Origin of the sequence: Streptomyces mayonensis, from assembly GCF_018982965.1 — a bacterium.
Classification (GTDB): domain Bacteria; phylum Actinomycetota; class Actinomycetes; order Streptomycetales; family Streptomycetaceae; genus Streptomyces; species Streptomyces mayonensis.
This window is the reverse complement of the sequence record NZ_JACBYP010000046.1, coordinates 1-21,850: the sequence shown is the minus strand read 5'-3', so window position 1 is coordinate 21,850 and position 21,850 is coordinate 1. Positions and strand designations below refer to the sequence as shown.

Annotated in this window: 17 protein-coding genes; 10 read left to right on the top strand and 7 right to left on the bottom strand. The window is 73.0% G+C overall.

The genetic code is table 11. From position 1 onward, the window contains the following. Positions 1–6: 6 nt before the first annotated feature. The 3 genes from HZS56_RS18980 to HZS56_RS18970 all read right to left on the bottom strand — a co-directional run bounded on the left by HZS56_RS18980 (position 7) and on the right by HZS56_RS18970 (position 4,730). Positions 7–2,478: a GcvT family protein gene (locus HZS56_RS18980; RefSeq protein WP_216721900.1), complete on the bottom strand. Its 2,472-nt coding sequence runs from the start codon at positions 2,476–2,478 to the stop codon at positions 7–9. Next, on the bottom strand, positions 2,475–3,560 hold the full coding sequence (locus HZS56_RS18975; RefSeq protein WP_216721899.1) for an S-(hydroxymethyl)mycothiol dehydrogenase: 1,086 nt from the start codon (positions 3,558–3,560) through the stop codon (positions 2,475–2,477). Before HZS56_RS18975 ends, HZS56_RS18980 begins: the two co-directional genes overlap by 4 nt. A gap of 345 nt (positions 3,561–3,905) precedes the next feature. Further along, complete coding sequence (locus HZS56_RS18970; RefSeq protein ID WP_253914493.1) at positions 3,906–4,730, bottom strand: IclR family transcriptional regulator; 825 nt, start codon at positions 4,728–4,730, stop codon at positions 3,906–3,908. A 200-nt stretch (positions 4,731–4,930) separates the two neighbouring features. Between HZS56_RS18970 and HZS56_RS18965 the strand changes: the two genes are divergently transcribed. Both HZS56_RS18965 and HZS56_RS18960 read left to right on the top strand, forming a co-directional pair. Next, on the top strand, positions 4,931–5,329 hold the full coding sequence (locus tag HZS56_RS18965; protein ID WP_216721898.1) for a bifunctional 3-phenylpropionate/cinnamic acid dioxygenase ferredoxin subunit: 399 nt from the start codon (positions 4,931–4,933) through the stop codon (positions 5,327–5,329). Beyond that, complete coding sequence (locus HZS56_RS18960; RefSeq protein ID WP_216721897.1) at positions 5,326–6,501, top strand: NAD(P)/FAD-dependent oxidoreductase; 1,176 nt, start codon at positions 5,326–5,328, stop codon at positions 6,499–6,501. The genes HZS56_RS18965 and HZS56_RS18960 overlap by 4 nt, the downstream gene beginning before the upstream one ends. A 163-nt stretch (positions 6,502–6,664) precedes the next feature. Here the strand turns inward: HZS56_RS18960 and HZS56_RS18955 are convergent, their stop codons facing one another. Next, positions 6,665–7,240 carry a hypothetical protein gene (locus HZS56_RS18955; protein WP_216721896.1) on the bottom strand — a complete coding sequence of 192 codons (576 nt, stop codon included), beginning with the start codon at positions 7,238–7,240 and terminating at the stop codon, positions 6,665–6,667. 423 nt (positions 7,241–7,663) lie between these two features. Between HZS56_RS18955 and HZS56_RS18950 the strand changes: the two genes are divergently transcribed. The 6 genes from HZS56_RS18950 to HZS56_RS18925 all read left to right on the top strand — a co-directional run bounded on the left by HZS56_RS18950 (position 7,664) and on the right by HZS56_RS18925 (position 13,533). Continuing rightward, entirely contained in the window at positions 7,664–10,516 is a 2,853-nt protein-coding gene (locus HZS56_RS18950) for a sensor histidine kinase (RefSeq protein ID WP_216721895.1), read from the top strand. Next, positions 10,513–10,947: a roadblock/LC7 domain-containing protein gene (locus HZS56_RS18945; RefSeq protein ID WP_216721894.1), complete on the top strand. Its 435-nt coding sequence runs from the start codon at positions 10,513–10,515 to the stop codon at positions 10,945–10,947. The genes HZS56_RS18950 and HZS56_RS18945 overlap by 4 nt, the downstream gene beginning before the upstream one ends. Before the next feature lie 10 nt (positions 10,948–10,957). Next, positions 10,958–11,353, top strand: coding sequence for a DUF742 domain-containing protein (locus HZS56_RS18940; RefSeq protein ID WP_216721893.1), 396 nt, complete (start codon positions 10,958–10,960; stop codon positions 11,351–11,353). A 46-nt stretch (positions 11,354–11,399) separates the two neighbouring features. Beyond that, positions 11,400–12,005: a GTP-binding protein gene (locus HZS56_RS18935; protein ID WP_216721892.1), complete on the top strand. Its 606-nt coding sequence runs from the start codon at positions 11,400–11,402 to the stop codon at positions 12,003–12,005. Positions 12,006–12,139: 134 nt separating this feature from the next. Beyond that, positions 12,140–12,949, top strand: coding sequence for a M15 family metallopeptidase (locus HZS56_RS18930; protein ID WP_216721891.1), 810 nt, complete (start codon positions 12,140–12,142; stop codon positions 12,947–12,949). 47 nt (positions 12,950–12,996) lie between these two features. After that, a complete protein-coding gene (locus tag HZS56_RS18925) occupies positions 12,997–13,533 on the top strand; it encodes an NUDIX domain-containing protein (RefSeq protein WP_216721890.1) in 537 nt (178 codons plus the stop codon). On the opposite strand, the gene HZS56_RS18920 is transcribed toward HZS56_RS18925, so the two are convergent. After that, entirely contained in the window at positions 13,524–15,902 is a 2,379-nt protein-coding gene (locus HZS56_RS18920; RefSeq protein WP_216721889.1) for a glycoside hydrolase family 31 protein, read from the bottom strand. The two genes, HZS56_RS18925 and HZS56_RS18920, sit on opposite strands and share 10 nt — an antisense overlap. A 212-nt stretch (positions 15,903–16,114) precedes the next feature. Here HZS56_RS18920 and HZS56_RS18915 point away from each other — a divergent pair, with 212 nt between their 5' ends. Beyond that, positions 16,115–18,091, top strand: a complete 1,977-nt coding sequence (locus HZS56_RS18915) for an acetoacetate--CoA ligase (protein ID WP_216721888.1) — start codon at positions 16,115–16,117, stop codon at positions 18,089–18,091. A 121-nt stretch (positions 18,092–18,212) separates the two neighbouring features. Then, the gene (locus HZS56_RS18910) at positions 18,213–19,148 is read left to right on the top strand and encodes a DUF8829 domain-containing protein (RefSeq protein WP_216721887.1); all 936 of its coding nucleotides are present in this window, start codon (positions 18,213–18,215) and stop codon (positions 19,146–19,148) included. Between the two features lie 81 nt (positions 19,149–19,229). Here HZS56_RS18910 and ptsP read toward each other — a convergent pair whose 3' ends face one another. Together ptsP and HZS56_RS18900 are read right to left on the bottom strand one after the other, a co-directional pair. Next, positions 19,230–20,900 carry a phosphoenolpyruvate--protein phosphotransferase gene (ptsP, locus tag HZS56_RS18905; RefSeq protein ID WP_216721886.1) on the bottom strand — a complete coding sequence of 557 codons (1,671 nt, stop codon included), beginning with the start codon at positions 20,898–20,900 and terminating at the stop codon, positions 19,230–19,232. A gap of 87 nt (positions 20,901–20,987) precedes the next feature. After that, positions 20,988–21,437: a PTS sugar transporter subunit IIA gene (locus HZS56_RS18900; RefSeq protein ID WP_216721885.1), complete on the bottom strand. Its 450-nt coding sequence runs from the start codon at positions 21,435–21,437 to the stop codon at positions 20,988–20,990. Positions 21,438–21,850: the final 413 nt, after the last annotated feature.

The following is a 21,850-nucleotide window of genomic DNA, read 5'->3' as shown; positions in this document are numbered from 1 at the left end:
GGGCGGTCAACGGCGGATGCGGGTCATCTGCGGGTCGAACAGCGGCTCTTCGGCGACCGTGGCGGGCACCTTCTCGCCGAAGTACTCGATGTGCACGCCGCTGCCGGTCTCCAGCGCCGCGGGCAGCCAGGCGTACGCGACACAGCGGCCGAGCGTGTAGCCGTACGCGGCACTGGTCACGTACCCGGCGGGCGTGCCGTCCACGTACACCGGCTCCTTGCCGAGCACCACGGCCGCCGGGTCGTCCAGCAGGAGGGGCGTCAGGCGCCGCGCCGGCGCGTCCGCGTGCTCCAGGGCGGCCCTGCCGACGAAGTCCGCCTTGTCCATACGGACCGCGAAGCCGACCCCCGCTTCCCAGGGGTTGTCCTCGGCGGTCATGTCCGTGCCCCAGGCCCGGTACCCCTTCTCCAGCCGCAGCGAGTTGAAGGCGGACCGCCCGGCCGCGACCACGCCGAGACCGCGCCCGGCCTCCCACAGCGTGTCCCAGAGCCTCAGCCCCAGGTCGGCGGTGGTGTACAGCTCCCAGCCCAGCTCACCGACGTAGCTCAGGCGCAGCGCGGTGACCGGGACATGGCCGACGTACGTCTCCTTCGCGCGGAAGTAGCCGAAGGCCCCGTGCGAGAAGTCGTCCGGCGTCAGCGGCTGCACGAGGTCCCGGGCGAGCGGGCCCCAGACGCCGACGCAGCAGGTGCCGGAGGTGATGTCCCTGATGTGCACCCCCTGCGGCGCGTGGCGCAGCAGGTGGTCGAGGTCGGCGGGGGAGTTGGCGCCGACCTGGAAACGGTCGGGGGCGAGACGGGCGACGGTCAGGTCGGAGCGGATGCCGCCCCGCTCGTCGAGCAGGAGCGTGTAGGTGACGGCGCCGGGCTTCTTGCGGAGGTTGTTGCTGGTCATGCGGTCCAGGAAGCCGAGGGCCGAGGGGCCGGTGACCTCCAGGCGGCGCAGCGGGGTCATGTCGTACAGGGCGGCCCGCTCGCGGGTGGCACGGGCCTCCGCAGCGACGACCGGGGACCAGTGGCGGGCCGACCAGGCGTCCCGTCCGGGGAGCCGCGCCGCTTCTGCCTCGGGGAGGCCGGCGTTCGCCTCGTACCAGTGCGGGCGCTCCCAGCCCCCGCCCTCCAGGAAGTACGCGCCGAGCTGCTGCTGCCGGGCGTGGAAGGGGCTGACCCGGAGCGGACGCGGCCGCTCCATCGGCTGGAGCGGGTGGATGACGTCGTACACCTCCACGAACTGCTGCGCGCCGCGCTCTCGGACGTACGCCGGTGAGCGCTGCGCCTCCTCGAACCGCGTGAGGTCGCACTCGTGCACGTCGAGCGACGGCCGCCCGTCCACCATCCACTCGGCGACGGCCCTGGCGACCCCGGCCGAGTGGGTCACCCACACCGCCTCCGCCAGCCAGAAGCCCCGCAGCACGCGGGACTCGCCGATGACCGGCATGCCGTCCGGGGTGAAGGAGAAGACACCGTTGAAGCCCGTGTCGATCCCGGCTTCGCGCAGCGCGGGCATCAGCCGCCGGCAGTCCTCCCAGCTCGGCGCCCAGTCCTCAGGGGTGAAGGGGTAGGAGGACGGCATCTCCATGTCCCGGGCGCGCGACTCGTCGTAGCCGGGCACGGCGAACGGGTCCACGGGCAGCGGGCGGTGGGCGTAGGAGCCGATGCCCAGGCGGTCGCCGTGCTCACGGAAGTACAGGTCGCGGTCCTGGAAGCGGAGGATCGGCTTCGAGGCCTCCGCGGTGGCACCGCCGAGTCCGGGCAGCGGACCGGTCCGCGCGTACTGGTGGGCCAGCGGCTGCAGGGGGACGTCGACACCGGCCATGCGGCCGACGACCGGCCCCCAGAAACCGGCGGCGGAGACGACGTGGTCGGCCGGGAAGGTGCCCCGGTCGGTGACGACCGCCGTCACCCTGCCGTCCTCCTGCTCGATGCCGGTGACCGTGTGCCGGTCCAGGGCCCGGGCGCCCCGCGCGGTGGCGCGGTCCAGCTGGGCGCGGGAGGCGTGCAGGGCGCGGGCCAGGCCGTCCTCGGGGGTGTGGAAGCCGCCGAGGACCACCGACTCGTCGAGGAGCGGCCAGAGTTCCTTGCAGCGGGCGGCACCGACGATCTCCCCGCTCACGCCCCACGAGGTCGCGTAACCGGCCCTGCGGTGCAGGTCGGCGAGGCGTTCCGGGGTGGTCGCCAGCTCCAGGCCGCCGACCTGCTGGAAGCACGGCACGCCGTCCGCGGTCAGGGAGGCGAACTTCTCGACGGTGTAGCGGGCGAACGCGGTGAGGGTGCGGGACGGGCTGGTCCGGAAGACGAGACCGGGCGCGTGCGAGGTGGAGCCGCCGGGTGCGGGCAGCGGGCCCTGTTCGAGGACCGTCACGTCACTCCAGCCGCGGGCGGTCAGCTCGTCGGCCAGGGAGCAGCCCACGACGCCGGCGCCGATGACGACCACACGGGGCGGGCGGCCGGGGGCGCGGTCATTGGCACGGTTGCTCACAGGACCACCACCGAGCGCAGTACCTCGCCGCGGTGCATCTTGGCGAACGCGTCCTCGACCCCGTCCAGCGTCGTCGTCTCCGAGACGAAGGCGCCCAGGTCCAGCAGCCCGTAGAGGTACTGGTCGATCAGGAACGGGAAGTCGCGGCTGGGCAGGCAGTCGCCGTACCAGGACGACTTGATCGCGCCGCCGCGCGAGAACACGTCGACGAGCGGGAGTTCGACCGTGGTGTCCGGCGTGGGCACCCCGACCTGGACCAGTGTGCCCGCGTGGTCGCGCATGTAGAACGCCTGGCGGAAGGTCTCGGGGAGCCCCACGGCGTCGATCGCGATGTCCACGCCGTGGCCGTCGGTGAGGGCACGGACCGCCGCCACCGGGTCGGTGCCCCGGGAGTCGACGGTGTGCGTGGCGCCGAACCGTTCCGCCCGGTCCAGTTTCCGGCCGTCCACGTCGACGGCGACGATCTTCATGGCGCCGTTCAGTGCCGCGCCCGCGATCGCCGCGGCACCGACGCCGCCGCAGCCGATGACGGCGACCGAGTCGCCCCGGCCGACCTGCCCGGTGTTGACCGCGGCCCCGTAACCGGCCATCACCCCGCAGCCGACGAGCCCGGCGGCCTCGGGCCGGGCGGCGGGGTCGACCTTCACCGCCTGTCCGGCGGCGACCAGGGTCTTCTCGGCGAAGGCGCCGATGCCGAGGGCGCCGGTCAGCGGGGTGCCGTCCAGGAGGGTCATCGGCCGGGCCGCGTTGCGGGAGTCGAAGCAGTACCAGGGGCGCCCCCGCCGGCAGGACCGGCAGCCCCCGCAGGGCGCCCGCCAGGCCAGGACCACGTAGTCGCCCGGCGCCAGACCCGAGACGCCCTCGCCGACGGCCTCGACGGTGCCCGCCGCCTCGTGGCCCAGCAGGAACGGGAACTCGTCGTTGACCGCGCCCTCCCGGTAGTGCAGGTCCGTGTGGCAGACCCCGCAGGCCTGCACCGCGACCAGCACCTCGCCGGGACCCGGGTCCGGGACGACGATCGTCTGCACCTCGACGGGTGCGCCCCTTTTCACAGCGACTGCGGCACGGACCTCGTGTGTCACGACAAGCTCCTCTGCTGTTGCGCATTGCACGATGGGTTGCGCGATGAGGAACATAGTGGGAACACCGCCAACTGGCCGTCAAGGGGGCACGGGTCAACCCGCGCCAAAAGGAACGCGACGGCTGGAATCCGCCGACGGCAGCGGTGGGTGCGGCTGGCGCGCCCACCACTGCCGGGTGCCGAACGTGGGAGGCGGCACCGGTCGTCGGAGCCGGCACCGGGCGTCGAGGTCGGAGCCGGGCGTCGAGGTCGGAGCCGGAGGCCCGGCCGGAGCCGGTACGCGGCGCGGGGGCGGCGGACTACTGGTGAGTCCGCCGCCCCCGCGCCGCGTCGGCCGTGCGCCGGGTCAGTCGCCGTAGCCCATGCGGCGGGACAGCTCGATCCCCGCAGCCAGGGTCCGCTTGGCGAGATCCGGCAGCCGCTCCGGCGTCAGCCGGTACACCGGTCCCGAGACGCTGATCGAGGCGATCACCTTGCCGTCGTGCGACCGGACGGGCGCCGCCACGGCCGCCAGCCCGATCTCCAGCTCCTCCTCCGTGATCGCGTAGCCCTGGCCGGTCACGGTCTCCAGCTCGCCCCGCAGCACCGCCGCGCCGGTGACGGTGCGCTCGGTGAACCGGTGCAGCGGGCGGGCCAGCAGCCCCTCCCTCAGCGTGTGCGGCAGGTGGGCGAGCAGCACCTTGCCGCTGGCGGTGGCGTGCAGCGGGGTGCGCCGGCCGAGCCAGTTCTGCGCGGTGACCGAGGCGGTGCCGCGGGCCTGCATGACGTTGACCGCCGCGTCGTCGTCCAGGACCGCGATGTTCGCCGTCTCGCCCAGCTCGTCCGCGAGTTCGCGGCAGACGGGCACGCCCTCCTGCGAGATGTCCAGCCGCACTGCCGCCGCCCCCGCGAGGCGCAGTACGCCGGCGCCCAGGTAGTACTTGCCGCGCTCCTTCTCCTGGGCCACCAGGCCTCGGTTCTCCAGCACGCCGAGCAGCCGGAACGCGGTGGACTTGTGCACCTCCAGCTCGTCGGCGATCTCGGTGACGCCCGCCTCGCCGTGCCGGGCGAGGATCTCCAGCACGCTCACGGCGCGGTCCACCGACTGCACGGCGCTCGCCGCGCCCCTGGGGGCCTGCCTGTTCTCCACGCGGTCCTCACCATGGTCGGGCTGCTTCTGTGTGCGGGGCATGGCTCAACTCTCACCACCTGGCGGCCTGGTTCGGGCCGCGTCTGCGGGAAGCCCTTGACGCCACGGGCGCCCGCCCGGATTCTGTTGCGCATAGCGCTCTTCAATGCGCCATGTGAAACATCATGTTATCGAAGTGTCCGGATCCCGGAAGGGTACGCGTCCGTGCACCCGCCGCAGGCTCCGGACCGAGAGGGGAGCCCGTGATTCCCGTCTGCCGCCTCGAAGACCTCCCCAAGGGCGAGTCCGCCCGCGTCGGGACCATTCCGCCGATCGCCGTCTTCCACACCGACGACGGCGATCTCTATGCCATCGACGACACCTGCAGCCACCAGGACGCCTCCCTCTCCGAGGGCTGGCTGGAGGGCTGCCTGGTCGAATGCCCGCTGCACGCCGCCTCGTTCGACCTCAGGACCGGCCGGCCCACCTGCCTGCCGGCCCGCAGGCCGGTCCGCACCCACCGCGTGACCGTCGACGACGGCTTCGTCCACGTCCATCTCGCAGCGGAGGAGAACGCCGTGGAGCAGACCGCCGTGCGGCACAACGGCGTGCGGCACAACGCCGTGGAGCAGAACGCCGTGGAGCAGGACAACGCCGCATGAGGACCGTCACCGTCGTGGGGGCCTCGCTGGCCGGTCTGTACGCCGCCCGGGAGCTGCGGGCCCAGGGGTTCGACGGCCGGCTGGTGATCGTCGGCGACGAGACCCACGGGCCGTACGACCGGCCGCCCCTCTCCAAGGACTACCTCACCGGCCGGGCCGGAGAGGAGGGTCTGGCGCTCACCGACGCCGAGGAGAGGGCAGAACTGGACGCCGAATGGCTGCTGGGCGTCCGTGCCGGCGGCCTGGACGCCCGCGGACGGACCGTGGTGCTCGGCGACGGCCGCACCGTCTGCACCGACGGTGTCGTCGTCGCCACCGGGGCCTCGGCCCGGACCCTGGGCGGCGGCCGCCGGACCGGCGTCCACACGCTGCGCACACTGGACGACGCCCGCGCCCTGCGCGCCGAACTCACCGGGGGCGAACGCCGCGTGGTGATCGTCGGCGGCGGATTCGTCGGCGCGGAGACCGCCTCCTCCTGCGCCGCGCTCGGCCACACCGTCACCGTCGTGGAGAGCGCGCCGCTGCCGCTCGTGCCCCAACTGGGAGCGGAGATGGCCGCCGTCTGCGCCGCGCTGCACCGCCGCAACGGCGTCGCACTGGTCACCGGGGCGTCCGTGGCCGCCCTGCACGGCACGACGGCCGTCACGTCCGTGGAACTCACCGACGGCCGGACCCTGCCCGCCGACGTGGTGGTCGTCGGCATCGGTGCCACGCCCAACACCGCCTGGCTGGCCGGTTCACCCCTGGCGCTGAACGACGGCGTCCTGTGCGACGACGGCTGTGCGACCGCCCTGCCGCAGGTGGTCGCCGTCGGCGATGTGGCCCGCGTCGGCGGCACCCGTGCGGAACACTGGACCGCCGCCACCCGGCAGCCCCGGGCCGCCGTGACCAACCTGCTCGCCGGCCACACGGTCGCCGACGCGAGGTCGGTGCCCTACTTCTGGTCCGACCAGTACGGCGTCCGTCTCCAGTTCACCGGCCGACGGCGCGAGGGCGACACCGTCCGTGTCACCGAGGGCGAGGTGGCCGACGGCGCGCCCGGCGAGGACGGTTTCCTCGCCCGGTACGAACGGGACGGGCGGACCACCGCCGTGCTCACGGCCAACCGCCCACGCTCCTTCATGCGGGCCCGCCGCGAACTCGCCCGCGAGATCCACGGGGTGCCCGCCTAGGAGTATCCACGGGGTGCCCGCCCAGGAGTGCGTGCTGTGCGCCGTCGCCCCGGACGGTCGCGGGGCCGTGGGCGTCGAGATGCCGGCCGGGGCGGGCGGTGCCACGGGGCCGCGGCCGGGCAAGCGCCCCACGCCCCGCCGACACCCTTCGGTACCACGCCGCTCAGGAGTGCGACAGCTGCCCCGCGCCGCCGCGCCGGCCTATCCGATCCTGGCCCCGCTCGGCGGCCCGCGCCTGCCGCCGCGCCCGGCGACGCTCGCGCCGTACGGCCCGCGCGGTACTGCTCGGCACCGACACCACGCCGTGCCGTTGGTTCCAGACCTGCCGCGTCACCCACACGTCCAGCACGCCCCAGGTGGCCACGACCGTGCCCGCCACACTGCCGAGCACCATCGGGAAGGCCAGCCACGACTCCGCCAGCGTGCACAGGAAGGCCACCATCGCCAGGATCAGCGTCACGGCGACGACGAGCACCGCGCGCACGGCCGCCGTACGGACCGGATCCGGCAACCTGCGCCGCCGCGCGGGCTCCTCCCGCCACAACGGCCTGTACCCCGGCTGCCGCTCAGGCGCCCGGGGCTCCCGCCGCTCGGGTACCCGCGCGTCCCGCCCGTCCGCCGGAATCTCCCCGTCCGAGTCCTCCGGGACCAAAGGCGCGGTCACCTCGGCCGCACCGCCACTCCCGGCCGCCTCGTCACCCTCGGCCGCCCTGTGCCGCTCCGCCGTGCCCATCGACATGTCACTCCCCACCGCCGGCAGACAGCTCGTCCGTGTCCCACGACACGGCTCCCCCCTGACTGCCCTGCTCGCGCTGCTTTACGCCGCCCATGGGGGCGGAACGCGGCTCCTGTGGCCGATTCCGCCTCCGTTTCCCGTAGTGAAGGACGAACGAAGGGGCCACAAGATTCCCGAAAAGGCCGCGCAGTCGAAGAATTTCGGCCAATCCGCCCGTCCCGGCGGAGGATCACGTTCCCGGTTCACCACCGGATCCGGGTGGGCAATCTCCCGCAATGACCGGACAACTGACCATCATCCCCCACCGGAGCGGAGGTTCGACCTCCGGACGGGTCTTCGAGTTGGCTGTGCGGCAGTAGTAGGCTCGCGCCGTTTGTTGACGCACATGCGTACCCCCTGCCGGTGGGGGTCGAGCTGGGGGAGGCCATGCGCTTTCGCGGAAAGTCGATCCGCCGGAAGATTGTGGCGCTTCTCCTCGTGCCCCTGGTGGCCCTCACCGCGATCTGGGCCTTCGCCACGGTGCTCACGGGACGCGAGGCGGCACGGCTGTTCAGCGTGTCGACCGTCGTCGAGGAGATCGGCTACCCCGTGCAGGACACCGTCCGTGTCCTGCAGCAGGAGCGCCGCCAGACCCTCGTCCACCTCGCCGACCCGCGTGCCGCCAACGGTTTCTCCGCCCTGGAGCACAGCCGCACCGCCACCGACGAAGCCGTCGCCGAGATCCGCCGCAACGCCGCGAACGCCGACGTGCGCGACGACCTCGGACCGGCCGAGGAGGAACGTCTCACCGCGGTGCTGGACGCCTTCGACGGCCTCGGCTCCCTGCGCAGCAGTGTCGAGGCGGGCACCGTCAGCCGCGCCCAGGCCCTCACCCTCTACAACCGCCTCGTCGACCCCTGTCACGACCTGCTCGCCAACCTCGAAGTCATCGACGACGTGGGCCTGGACAAGCAGTACCGTGCGCTCGTCAACATCTCCCGCGCCCGCGAGCTCCTCTCCCGCGAGGACGCCCTGCTCGGCTCCGCCCTCGTCGCCGACTGGCTCAGCCGGACCGAGATACGGGACGTCAACGACCTCGTGGCGCAGCGCACGATGCTGTACGACAGCAACCTGCCGCTGCTGCCCGCCGCCGAGCGCGGCCGCTACGAGCGCTTCTGGAAGAACGCCTCCTCCGCGCCCCTCAGGAGCGCCGAGCAGGCGGTCGTCTTCTCCGAGGAGGGCAAGCCGGACGGCGTCACCGCCAAGAGCTGGGACACCACCGCCGGCGGCGTCCTCGACGAACTCGGCGACCTCGACGACCAGGCGTCCGACCGCTACCAGGACCGGGTCGACCCGGTCGCCACCAGGACCATCGCCGAGGCCGTCGTCGCCGGAGCCCTCGGCCTGATCGCCCTGCTGTACTCCCTGTTCCTGTCCGTACGCATCGGCCGTTCACTCATCCGCGACCTCAAGCAGCTGCGCCTGGAGGCCCACGAGGCCTCCGGGGTCCGGCTGCCCAGCGTCATGCGCCGCCTGTCCGCGGGCGAGGAGGTCGACGTGGAGACCGAGGTGCCGCGCCTGGAGTACGACAAGAACGAGATCGGCGAGGTCGGCCAGGCACTCAACACGCTGCAGCGCGCCGCCGTGGAGGCCGCCGTCAGGCAGGCCCAACTCCGCGCGGGCGTCTCCGAGGTCTTCGTCAACCTCGCGCGCCGCAGCCAGGTGCTGCTGCACAAGCAGCTCACCCTGCTCGACACCATGGAGCGCAGGACCGAGGACACCGAGGAACTCGCCGACCTGTTCCGCCTGGACCACCTGACCACCCGTATGCGCCGGCACGCCGAAGGCCTCGTCATCCTCTCCGGCGCCGCACCGTCGCGGCAGTGGCGCAGGCCCGTCCAGCTCATGGACGTGGTGCGCGCGGCCGTCGCCGAGGTCGAGGACTACGAGCGCATCGAGGTCCGCAGGCTCCCGCGCGTCGCCGTCACCGGACCGGCCGTCGCCGACCTCACCCACCTCGTGGCCGAACTCCTCGAGAACGCCACGGTCTTCTCGCCCCCGCACACCGCCGTGCAGGTCCTGGGCGAGCGCGTCGCCAACGGCTTCACCCTGGAGATCCACGACCGCGGTCTCGGCATGGCCGCCGACGCCCTCCTGGACGCCAACCTCCGGCTCGCCGAGACACCGGAGTTCGAACTCTCCGACACCGACCGGCTCGGCCTGTACGTCGTCAGCCGGCTCGCCCAGCGCCAGAACGTCCGGGTGTCCCTCCAGCCCTCCCCGTACGGCGGCACCACCGCCGTCGTCTTCGTGCCCGACGCCCTGCTCACGGACGACGCCCCGGACACCAACGGCGTCGGCTTCCGTCTCGACCGTCCCCAGCAGGTCACCGACAAGGAGCGGGAGGAGAGCCGCCGTTCGGCCCTCGCCCACGTGCCCGCGCGACTGGCGGACCGGCCGGCCGCGCTGCTGGACGGCCCGGTCGAACTGGAGGCGACCGTCGACCTGGACGCCCTCGACGACCAGGACGGCGAACGCGGCGGTCTGTTCCGGCCGCGCCGCTCACTGGTCGCCGCCGACGACCAACCGGCCGACGGCCGGTCCGAACCGCGGCGCCCCGGGAGCGACCGCGACGACGCGCAGGCCCGCGAAGCCGGTGAGGCCGAGACGGAGGAACCCGTCGCGCTGCCCCGCCGCCGCACCCCCAAGCTGGTCAGTTCGCACGGGCGCCCGGTCCCCGAACGCGCCCCCCGCGAGGGGAACGACGAACGGTCACCCGCCGACGGCCGGCCCTCCGCGGACGGGACGCGGCCCGGGACGGCACCTCACGCACGGGAGGACGAGCTGCCCGAACTGCCCGCCCGACGCCGCCGCGAGGACCGCACCGGAGCGGGCGGCCCCGCGGGAAGCCCGCACGGCGGCCGCGCCGGCAGCCGGGACGCCGGCAGCACGGACGCCGACGGGCTGCCGTCGCTCCCCGCCCGCCGCCGCGGCGCGTCGCCCGCGCGCGCGGACACCGCGTCCGGCGGGGGCGAACCCGGCCCGCTGCCGCGGCGCGTGCGGCAGGCCAGCCTCGCCCCCCAGCTCAGGCAGAGCCCCGAACCGACGGCCGAGGACCGCACCGACCCCGCCGACCGCGACGCCGACGAGGTCCGCAGCCGCATGGCCTCCCTCCAACGCGGCTGGCAGCGCGGCCGCAGGGAGAACGCCGGGGGAGAAGACAACTCCGGCGGAACAGGTGGAACAGCACCATCAGCACCATCAGCACCACGAGGAACGAACAAGGGGGACGGTCGATGACCGCACCGAAGCCGACCGGCCACAACGACACCAACTCCAGGGAGCTGAACTGGCTCCTCGACGACCTGGTGGACCGTGTCGCCAGCATCCGCAAGGCCGTCGTCCTGTCCGGCGACGGCCTCGCAACGGGCGTGTCGAAGGACTTGACCAGGGAGGACAGCGAGCACCTGGCCGCCGTGGCGTCCGGGTTCCACAGCCTCGCCAAGGGCGTGGGCCGGCACTTCGAGGCGGGCAGTGTCCGGCAGACGGTCGTCGAACTCGACGACGCCTTCCTGTTCGTCACCGCCGCGGGAGACGGGAGCTGCCTGGCCGTCCTGTCGGACGCCGACTCGGACGTGGGCCAGGTCGCCTACGAGATGACCCTCCTGGTCAAGCGGGTCGGCGCACACCTGGGCACCGCGCCGCGCACCGATCTGCCCTCGGGCGGGTAAGTGGGATGACATGAGCGCAGACGGTCAGGGAAGAAACCACTGGTTCGACGACGAGGCCGGCCCCGTCGTCCGTCCGTACGCCATGACGCGCGGCCGCACCACCAGCGCGGCCCAGCACCGCCTCGACCTGATCGCGGTGGTCGTCACCGAACCACACGCGGACGACCCGGAGGCGGACGTCACCCTCTCCCCGGAACACGTCGACATCGTCGGCCTGTGCCGGGACACCCCCCAGTCGGTCGCCGAACTCGCCGCCGACCTCGACCTGCCCGTCGGAGTCGTAAGGGTCCTGGTCGGAGACCTCGTGGACGCCGAACTCGTCCGCGTCAACCGGCCCGTCCCCCCGGCGGAACTGCCGGACGAGAACATCCTGCGCGACGTGATCAACGGACTGAGGGCACTGTGAGCCGGGCCCCGGACGCGTCGGGCGGCACATCAAGGAGAAGAGATCGATGATCTTCGGGCGTTCTCAGCGGGGCAAGCCGCCGGTCGAGCCCGTCACGCTGAAGATCCTGGTGGCAGGCGGCTTCGGCGTGGGCAAGACCACCCTCGTCGGTGCCGTCAGCGAGATCAGGCCCTTGCGCACGGAGGAACTGCTCACCGAGGCCGGACGGCCCGTCGACGACGTCAGCGGCGTCGAGGGCAAGCACACCACCACGGTGGCCATGGACTTCGGCCGGATCACGCTGCGCGAGGACCTGGTGCTGTACCTCTTCGGCACGCCCGGGCAGGAGCGGTTCTGGTTCATGTGGGACGAGCTGTCCGAGGGTGCGCTGGGCGCCGTCGTCCTGGCCGACACGCGGCGCCTGGAGGACTGCTTCGCCGCCGTCGACTACTTCGAGCGGCGCTCCATCCCCTTCGTCGTCGGCGTCAACTGCTTCGAGGGCGCCGCGCGCTACCCGACCGAGACCGTGCGCCAGGCCCTCGACCTCGACGCGGACGTGCCCCTGGTGGCGTGCGACGCCCGTGACCGGGAGTCCGTCAAGGAGGTCCTCGTCGGTGTGGTCCAGCACGCCATGACCCAGGCGACCGACCGCCGCCGCGCCGTCACCACCTGACTCGTCACCACCTGACTCGTCACCACTGACCGACGGCGGCCCGCACGGAAACGGCGCCCACGCGCGCGTGCGCACGCCGAGCTGCCCGAGCGACCCTTCCCACGGGGAGCCCGGTCCTGATAGACGCAGGGAACATGACACGACTCTCCACCGCGTTCCGCGGACTGGTCACCGCCTTCGCCGCCGTGCTCGCCGTCACGGCCGCCCCCGCCACCGCCCGGGCCGGGACCGAGCCGACGGCCCCCGAGGACTTCGTCGCCCTGAGTGACGTCGACCCGACCATCCTCGAGGAGATCCGCTACGTCACCCCGCACAACTTCGTCGGCGAGCCCGTGGACGGCTACCGGCAGCCCCTGTGCATCCTCACCCGCCCGGCGGCCGAGGCCCTCCACCGGGCCCAGACCCGGCTGCTGAGCCAGGGCTACTCCCTCAAGGTCTACGACTGCTACCGGCCGCAGCGCGCCGTGGACCACTTCGTCCGCTGGGCCGAGGACCTCGACGACCAGGACATGAAGGCCGAGTTCTACCCCGACGTCGACAAGACCCGCCTCTTCGCCGACGGTTACATCGCGGAGAAGTCCGGCCACAGCAGGGGCTCCACCATGGACCTCACGATCGTACGGCTCCCCGCCGAGCCCACCCCGCCGTACCAGCCCGGCCGGCCCCTGGTGCCCTGCTTCGCACCCCAGGACGAACGCTTCCCCGACAACTCCGTCGACATGGGCACCGGCTTCGACTGCTTCGACACCCGCTCCCACACCCTCGACCCCCGCATCCAGGGCACCCAGCGCGCCAACCGGCTGCTGCTCAAGGACACCCTCGAGGACGTCGGCCTGGTGAACCTCCCCGAGGAGTGGTGGCACTTCACCTACGAGGCCGAGCCCTACCCGGACACCTACTTCGACTTCCCGGTCTCCGCGGAGTCGCTCGCAGGCCGCCGCTGACCGGCCTGGCGGAGCCGCCCGCTCCGCGATCGGATACAGTCCGCCGCGTGTCCGAAACCGAAGCCTCCGTTCCCAACTCCGCGCCGAATTCCCACTGTTCGAGCTGCGGCACGCCCTACGGAGAGGGCGTCTCCGGCTGGCCCCGCACCTGCCCCGCGTGCGGCACCGTGGCCTACCGCAACCCGCTCCCGGTCGCGGTGGCCCTCCAGCCCGTGTACGACGAACAGGGCACCGCCCTGGTCGTCATCACCCGCACCGTGCCTCCCGCGCGCGGGGGAGTCGCCCTGCCCGGCGGCTACGTCGACGACCGCGAGGACTGGCGGCAGGCCGTCGCCCGCGAACTCAAGGAGGAGACGGGCATCGACGCGGCGAGCCGCGACATACGGCTCGCCGACGCCATGAGCTCGTCCGACGGCCACCTGCTGCTCTTCGGCCTGCTGCCCGAGCGGTCGGCCCATGGCCTGCCGCCCTCCGCCGCCACGGACGAGACCGAGGGGTGGCACCTCCTGCGCAGGGCCGACGAACTCGCCTTCCCGCTCCACACCGCAGCCGTACGGGCGTTCTTCGAGGGCCGCTACATCTGAGCCGGCCGCCCCACAAGCCCACGCACGCGCACCGGGCAGGACGGCGCACTCGTGCCGTCCTCGCCCTCGCGCTCCACGACCACCCGCCGTCCCTCCCAGCGCGACACGTACCGCTCGATCTCCGGTTCCGCCCAGCCGTCGCCCGGGTCCGGCACGACCAGCCCCTCGCCGGTCCGCCCCCGGGCGGGCGCCCACACCTCCAGCTCCACCGCGCCGTCCTGTCCGCGCACCGGCAGCACGGCTCCCGCGCGCGCGAGGACCGGGATCCGCTCCAGGGGAGCGTCGACCACCACCTGCGCGGGACCCTCGTACACGCGCTCCGTCACCACGTCGTACCAGCGCCCGCGCGGCAACCGCACCACCCGCCGCGCCACCCCCGGCTCCAGCACCGGAGCCACCAGCAGGCAGTCCCCCAGGAGGAACGCGTCCTCGCAGTCGCGCAGCGCCCGCTCCTCCGGCGCCGACCACCACAGCGGCCGCACGTAGGGCGCACCCGTACGCCGCGACAGGTGCGCCAGCGTCACGAAGTACGGCAGCAGCCGCCGCCGTTCCACGAGCGCCGCGCGCGCGTGCTCCAAAACCTCGGGCCCGAACTCCCACGGCTCCCGCAGCCCCGCCTCCAGCCCCCCACGCGTCCGCAGCAGCGGCAGGCGGGCCGCCAACTGCAGCCACCTCAGGTACAGCTCGGGCGACGCACTGCCGTCGCGCCCGCCCACCTCCGCCCCCGAGTACGGCACTCCGCACAGCCCGAGCCCCACCGCCAGCCCCAGCGACGCCCGCAGCCCGGGCCAGCCCGCGCCCACGTCGCCGGACCACACACCGCCGTAACGCTGCATGCCGGCCCAGCCCGAGCGCGACAGCACGAAGGGCCGCTCGTCGGGCGCCAGGGCCCGCAGCCCCTCGTACCCCGCCCGCGCCATGCACAACGCGTACACGTTGTGCACCTCCCGGTGGTCCACGCCATCGCCCGCCGGCCCGTGCCGGGCCGACCGCGGGAGCGTCGCCTCCCCGAAGGCCGCGAACGACGTGGGCGCGTCCAGGTCCTGCCAGACCCCGGAGAAGCCCTGCCCCAGCCGTTCCTCGTGCAGCCCGCCCCACCACTCGCGCACCTCCGCGCGCGTGAAGTCCGGGAACACCACGTCCCCCGGCCGCCCCACACCCCGGACCACGCGTCCCGAGGCGCCCCGCACGAACGCGTCCTCGCGCCCGCCGCTGTCGTACACGGCGTTGCCCGGCACGGCCGCGACCGCCGGCTCGACGACCGACACCAGCCGGATCCCGTCCCGCCGCAGCTCCTCGGCGAGCACGGGCAGCTTGGGGAACCGCATCTCGTCGACGGTGAACACCTGCCGCGCGTCCGCGTGACCGACGCCCAGATGGACCGCGTCGAGCGGCAGATCGCGCTCCTGGAAGCCGGCGACGACCCGCCGCACCTCCTGCTCGTCGCCGGAGCCCCACCACCCGTGGTGATGACCGAGCGCCCACGACGGCGGCAGCGCCGGCGCGCCGGTCAGCGACGCCCAGGCGAGCAGCACGCGCGCGGGCGTGCCCACCATCACCCAGCACCGCAGCGCACCGCCGTCCATCCGCAGGACGCTCCGCCCCGGCCGGTCGTGCCCGGACCCGGCGCCCTCCTCGCCCTCCCGCAGCGCCACCGTGCCGTCCCACGAAGTGTCGTGGAAGACCAGATGCGTCCCCGCGTCGGCCACCACCACCTGCACCGGCATGGTCACCGACGACCGGTCCGCGCCCGCCGCGAAGGGCCCGCCCGGACCGGTGTTCCACAAACGGTACGTACCCGTCCGCAACCGCGGCCCCGCCGCCCGGCCACCGAGCCCGAAGAACCGGGCGTCGGCCGCCACCTCGGAACGCTGCGTCCAGCGCGCCGGCCCGCCACCGACCGGCTCCCACCAGCGCGGTGGCAGCTCACGGCGCAGCACCACACCCCCGGGCGTACGGACCTCGATCGCACCGTGCCGGGACACGGCCACCGTCGCCCGCTCCGCCACCACCCGCCAGCCGCCCTCCTTGTCGGGCTCCAGCACCGCCCGCGGGTCCGGCTCCGGACAGCGGCCCGCCAGCGCGTAGGACGGCTCAGGACCGGCGCCGTCCCAGCCCCAGAAGACAGCCCCGTTCACCGCCACGAGGATGCGCAACTCGGAACGGCCGAACCGTACGACACCGCCCCCCGGCCCGGTCTCCACCTCACGCATCGGCCCCGGCACCCGGGCCCGCTCCGCTCCCCGCCGCGGCAGCACCGCGGCGTCGGCACGCCGGTGGCGCCACGCCGCCCGCACCGAACGCAACCCCTGCGCCGCCCCCGCAGAACCGACCGACTTCATCGAACGCACCAGGTCACGACCGTCCATAGTGATCACCCTGCCATCGACCACCTCGCGCCGGGGGGTCGTTCAACTGCCGTTCACCCGTGACCGGAGCACCCCTTCCTGACACCGCCCTGTGATCCGTGCCCTGGTGCGGAAGTCGATCACATGGCATCGTCCCTGTCAGCCGCGTTCCGCGCACACCCCAGCCCGTGGGCACGGGACGCACACGACGCGCACAGCCCGGGAGCCGCCCCATGTCGACCGTGAACCCTCAGCCGCTCTGGCAGCCCGACGCACAGCGCATCGCCCGGGCCCGGATCACCGCGTTCCAGACCTGGGCCGCGCAGCACCACGGAGCGCCCGCCGAAGGAGGCTACGCAACCCTGCACCGCTGGTCCGTCGACGCCCCCGAAACCTTCTGGCAGGCCGTCACGGAGTGGTTCGACGTCCGCTTCTCCACCCCCTACGCGCGCGTGCTGGGCGACACCGCCATGCCCGGCGCCCAGTGGTTCCCGGGAGCCACCCTCAACTACGCCGAACACGCCCTGCGCGCGGCGGCCACCCGCCCCGGCGAACCGGCCCTGCTGCACGTCGACGAGACCCACGAACCCCGCCCCGTCACCTGGGCCGACCTGCGCCGCCAGGTCGGCTCGCTCGCCGCCGAACTGCGCGCCCTCGGCGTACGCCCCGGCGACCGCATCAGCGGCTACCTCCCCAACGTCCCCCAGGCCGTCGTCGCCCTCCTCGCCACCGCCGCCGTCGGCGGCGTGTGGACCTCCTGCGCCCCCGACTTCGGCGCCCGCAGCGTCCTCGACCGCTTCCAGCAGGTCGAACCCGTCATCCTGTTCACCGTCGACGGCTACCGCTACGGCGGCAAGGAGCACGACCGCCGCGACACCGTCGCCGAACTCCGCCGTGAACTGCCCACCCTCCGCGCGGTCGTCCACATCCCGCTCCTCGGCACCGACACACCCGACGGCGCCCTGCACTGGGACACGCTGACGGCCGCCGACACCGAGCCGGTCTTCGAGCAGGTGCCCTTCGACCACCCCCTGTGGGTGCTCTACTCCTCCGGCACCACCGGCCTGCCCAAGGCCATCGTCCAGTCCCAGGGCGGCATCCTCGTCGAACACCTCAAGCAGCTCGGCCTGCACTGCGACCTCGGCCCCGGGGACCGCTTCTTCTGGTACACCTCGACCGGCTGGATGATGTGGAACTTCCTCGTCTCCGGCCTGCTCACCGGCACTACGATCGTCCTCTACGACGGCAGCCCCGGCTTCCCGGCCACGGACGCCCAGTGGCGCGTCGCCGAACGCACCGGCGCCACCCTCTTCGGCACCTCCGCCGCCTACGTCATGGCCTGCCGCAAAGCCGGCGTCCACCCCGCCCGCGACCACGACCTCTCCCGGATCCAGTGCGTCGCCACCACGGGCTCCCCACTCCCGCCCGACGGCTTCCGCTGGCTCCACGACGAGTTCGCCGCGGCCGGCGCCGACCTGTGGATCGCCTCCGTCAGCGGCGGCACCGACGTCTGCTCCTGCTTCGCAGGTGCCGTCCCCACCCTGCCCGTGCACATCGGCGAACTCCAGGCGCCGGGCCTCGGCACCGACCTCCAGGCCTGGGACCCCGACGGGAACCCCCTCACCGACGAGGTCGGCGAGCTGGTCGTCACCAAGCCCATGCCTTCGATGCCGATCCGCTTCTGGAACGACCCCGACGGCAGCCGCTACCACGACAGCTACTTCGACACCTACCCCGGCGTCTGGCGGCACGGCGACTGGATCACCCTCACCTCACGCGGCTCCGTCGTCATCCACGGCCGCTCCGACTCCACCCTCAACCGGCAGGGCGTCCGCATGGGCTCGGCCGACATCTACGAGGCCGTCGAACGCCTCCCCGAGATCAGGGAATCCCTGGTCATCGGTGTCGAACAGCCCGACGGCGGCTACTGGATGCCCCTGTTCGTGCACCTGGCCCCGGGAGCCGTCCTCGACGAGAGCCTCCTCGACCGCATCAGGCGGACCATCCGCGCCGAGCTCTCCCCGCGTCACGTCCCCGACGAGGTCATCGAGGTACCCGGCATCCCGCACACCCTGACCGGCAAACGCATCGAGGTCCCGGTCAAGCGCCTCCTCCAGGGCACCCCGCTCGACAAGGCCGTCAACCCCGGCTCCATCGACAACCTCGGCCTGCTCCACTTCTACGAGGAACTCGCCCGCAAACGCGCCTGACCAGGACTTCGACCCACCGGCCGCCCCGCACGGCGGCCGGGAACCCCGCTCAGCCGCACGCCGTTGTCAGTGCCCCCGGTTACTGTGAGTGAGCATTGATCGACCGTGCACAGGGGGAAACATGGCGCACACCAACCAGAACGGCCGGACCAACCGGTCCGGCCGGACGGGCCGGACCGACCGGAGCATGCGACGCGTCCTGCACCGCGAGATCGCGGGCACCATCGGCCTGCTCACCGACGAACACGACTTCCGCGCCATGCGGCGCTACCGCAGCTTCACCTTCCACGACCACACCGTCTACCTGCGCCAGATGGAAGCCCTCCTGAGGGAACGCGCGACACAGGGCAGCCACACCACCATCGCCCTGTTCGACCCCGAGGAGTACGCCGACTACTGCACCAGGACGGGCCTCGACCCCGACGCCCCCGCCAGCCGCACCCGCTTCACCGCCGAACTCGCCGCCCAGGGCCCCACCGTGCCCTACGAGGGCCAGCCGCTCACCGACCTCGTCCCGGCCCTCGTCGACGAAGCGGTCCGGCAGGCCACCTGGCAGTACGCGGCCACCCTGCTCGCCCGCCTCGGCAGCTGCAGCACCTGCGGCGAAGACCTGGGCCGGGCCGCGTTCACCCGCGCCTCACGCCTCCTGGCCCGCGTCCTCGACACGGCCCCGCCCGGCAACCGGCACCTGGTCTGCAGCATCTCCCGCTCCCCGGAGAACCTGCTCTCCGTCCTCCACGCCGACGACAACACCGACGGCACCCCGGACATCGACGAGGCCGAAGCCCTGGAATTCACCAGCGTCCTCGCCCTCGGCCTCGCCACCCACAGCCCCGGGGGACTCGTCATGCGCGTCAGCCCGCCGAGCGGACCCGACCGCATCCACGGCTGGCGACTGCGGGGATACGGCCTCGAACCCCTCACCGCCGGCGAGGTCTTCGACGCCTACTGCACGGACGTCGAGAACGACGACCTCATCCCCCCGGAGTCCAACGTCGACTACTGCGCCCCACCCGACCTCGGAGACCAGCACCTGCCGCCGGGACACCACCACTGAACGGCGAACGGCCGCGGGGCGCCCCACCCGAAGGCGGCACGCCCCGCACCCGACACCGACGGCCCTCGGCCGCACCCGGGCCTACTCGCCGGACAGCACCGCCTGAGCGGCGCTGCGCGCCTCGTCGGCACTGTCGGCGGCCCGGGCTGCGGCAGCGGCCCGCTCGCACTGCGCCAGCGTGAACTTCGCCAGGGTCGCCCGCACATACGGCAGCGACGCCGCACCCATCGACAGGGAGGTGACACCGAGACCGGTCAGCACACACGCCAGCAGCGGGTCCGACGCGGCCTCACCGCAGACACCGCAGCTCTTGCCCTCGGCCTTCGCCGCCTCGGCCGACAGCGCGACCAGGTCGAGCAGCGCCGGCTGCCACGGGTCCTGCAGCCGGGACACCGCGCCCACCTGACGGTCCGCGGCGAAGGTGTACTGCGCGAGGTCGTTCGTGCCCAGCGAGAGGAACTCGACCTCCTGCAGCACCGAGCGCGCACGCAGCGCGGCCGACGGAATCTCCACCATCGCGCCGAACTTGGCCCGCAGACCGGCCTCGCGGCAGGCGTCGGCGAACGCCTTGGCGTCCGCCCGGTCGGCCACCATCGGTGCCATGACCTCGAGGTAGACGGGCAGCCCCTCCGACGCCTTGGCCAGCGCGGTCAGCTGGGTGCGCAGGACATCGGGGTGGTCGAGCAGCGTCCGCAGGCCCCGCACGCCCAGCGCCGGGTTGGGCTCGTCGCCCGGGGTCAGGAAGTCCAGCGGCTTGTCCGCCCCGGCGTCCAGCACACGCACGACGACCCGGCCCTCCGGGAAGGCCTCGAGCACCTGCCGGTAGGCACTGACCTGCTTCTCCTCCGAGGGCGCGTTCTTGCTGTCGTCCAGGAAGAGGAACTCGGTACGGAACAGACCGACACCCTCCGCGCCCGCCTCCACGGCCGCGGGCACATCGGCCGGACCTCCGACGTTCGCGAGCAGCGGCACCTTGTGCCCGTCCGACGTGGCACCGGGGCCGGTCGCAGCGGCCAGAGCGGCCTTCCGCTGGGCCGCCTCCGCGGTGAGCCGTGCCCTCTCCTCCTCGCCGGGGTTCACGAAGACCTCACCGGTGCTGCCGTCCACGGCGACCACCGTTCCCTCGGGAATCTCCCCGGCGCCGGGAAGGGCCACCACGGCAGGCACGCCGAGTGCCCGAGCCAGGATCGCGCTGTGGCTGGTGGGCCCGCCCTCCTCGGTGACGAAACCGAGCACGAGCGTCGGGTCGAGAAGCGCGGTGTCGGCAGGTGCCAGGTCCCGGGCGATGAGGACGTAGGGCTCGTCGCTGTCCGGCACCCCGGGCATCGGCACGCCCAGCAGTCGGGCGACGATACGATTCCGCACGTCGTCCAGGTCCGCCACCCGGCCGGCCAGGTACTCACCGGCACCGGCCAGCAGGGCCCGGTACGCGGCGAAGGCGTCGTACACCGCGCGCTCGGCCGTGCTTCCGACGGTGATCCGCCGCTCCACGTCCGCCAGCAGCTCGGGATCCTGGGCCATCATGGCCTGTGCCTCGAGCACGGCCTGGGCCTCGCCTCCGGCCAGATTGCCGCGCGCGATCAGATCGGCGGCCACGGCTTCGACGGCCTGACGGGCGCGCCCCTGCTCACGCTCGGCGTCCTCGGCCGGGATCTGCTTGGCCGGCGGCTCCAGGACCGCCGTCCCCATGTGCCTGACCTCGCCGATCGCCACTCCGTGGCTCACACCGACGCCTCGCAGCGTTGTCTCCATCTCACCCGTCCCGCATAGTGCGACGGGCCCCGCCGCCGCAGTGGTTGTCCTACCAGCCGTCGGTGCCGCCGTACTGCGACACCGACGTCACTTCCAGAGGAAGAGGCTCTCGCCGGCCTTCACGTCGCCGTCCTCACGGAGGTCGGTGAGGGCCTCGGCCGTCGCCTCCAGAGCCACCACGGGGCAGACCGGCGACTTGCCCGCGGCCTCGACGGCGGCCGGGTCCCAGCGGACCACCGCCTGTCCGCGCGCGACGGTGTCGCCCTTGTTCACGAGCAGTTCAAAACCCTCGCCGTTGAGCTGCACGGTGTCGATACCGAGGTGAGTCAGTACGCCGTGCCCGCTGTCGTCGACGACGACGAAGGCGTGCGGGTGCAGGGAGACGATGACACCGTCGACGGGGGCGACGGCCTCGGAGGCCTGCCGTACGGGGTCGATGGCGGTGCCCGGGCCGACCATGGCTCCGGAAAAGACGGGATCGGGCACTGCGGCCAGGCCGATGGCGCGTCCTGCGAGCGGGGACGAGACGGTGGTCATGGGAAGCCTCCCAGGGCGGGGATCTGTACGGGCCGTCGCTGCCTGTCCCGGACGGCACACTGGGCAGCAGCGTATGACATAGGAAGTACCGGTTCCGCATGAGCGTTGCGAATGAGGTCTAGACCACCCTGCTCCATGGATTTGCACCCGTTCGGCGGCCCCGTGTACAGTCGCTAGTCCTGCCTGAGGTTGAGGGATGTGCAGCAAGACATCCTCACCACGGCAGCACCCAACTCATCAGATCCTATCGCTGGATCCCCTTCTGTATGCATTCGGAAGGGTGGTCAGAAGCAACGGAAAAGCCTGATAGCGTTGGAAACACCGAAGGGAAGCGCCCGGAGGAAAGCCCGAGAGGGTGAGTACGAAGGAAGCGTCCGTTCCTTGAGAACTCAACAGCGTGCCAAAAGTCAACG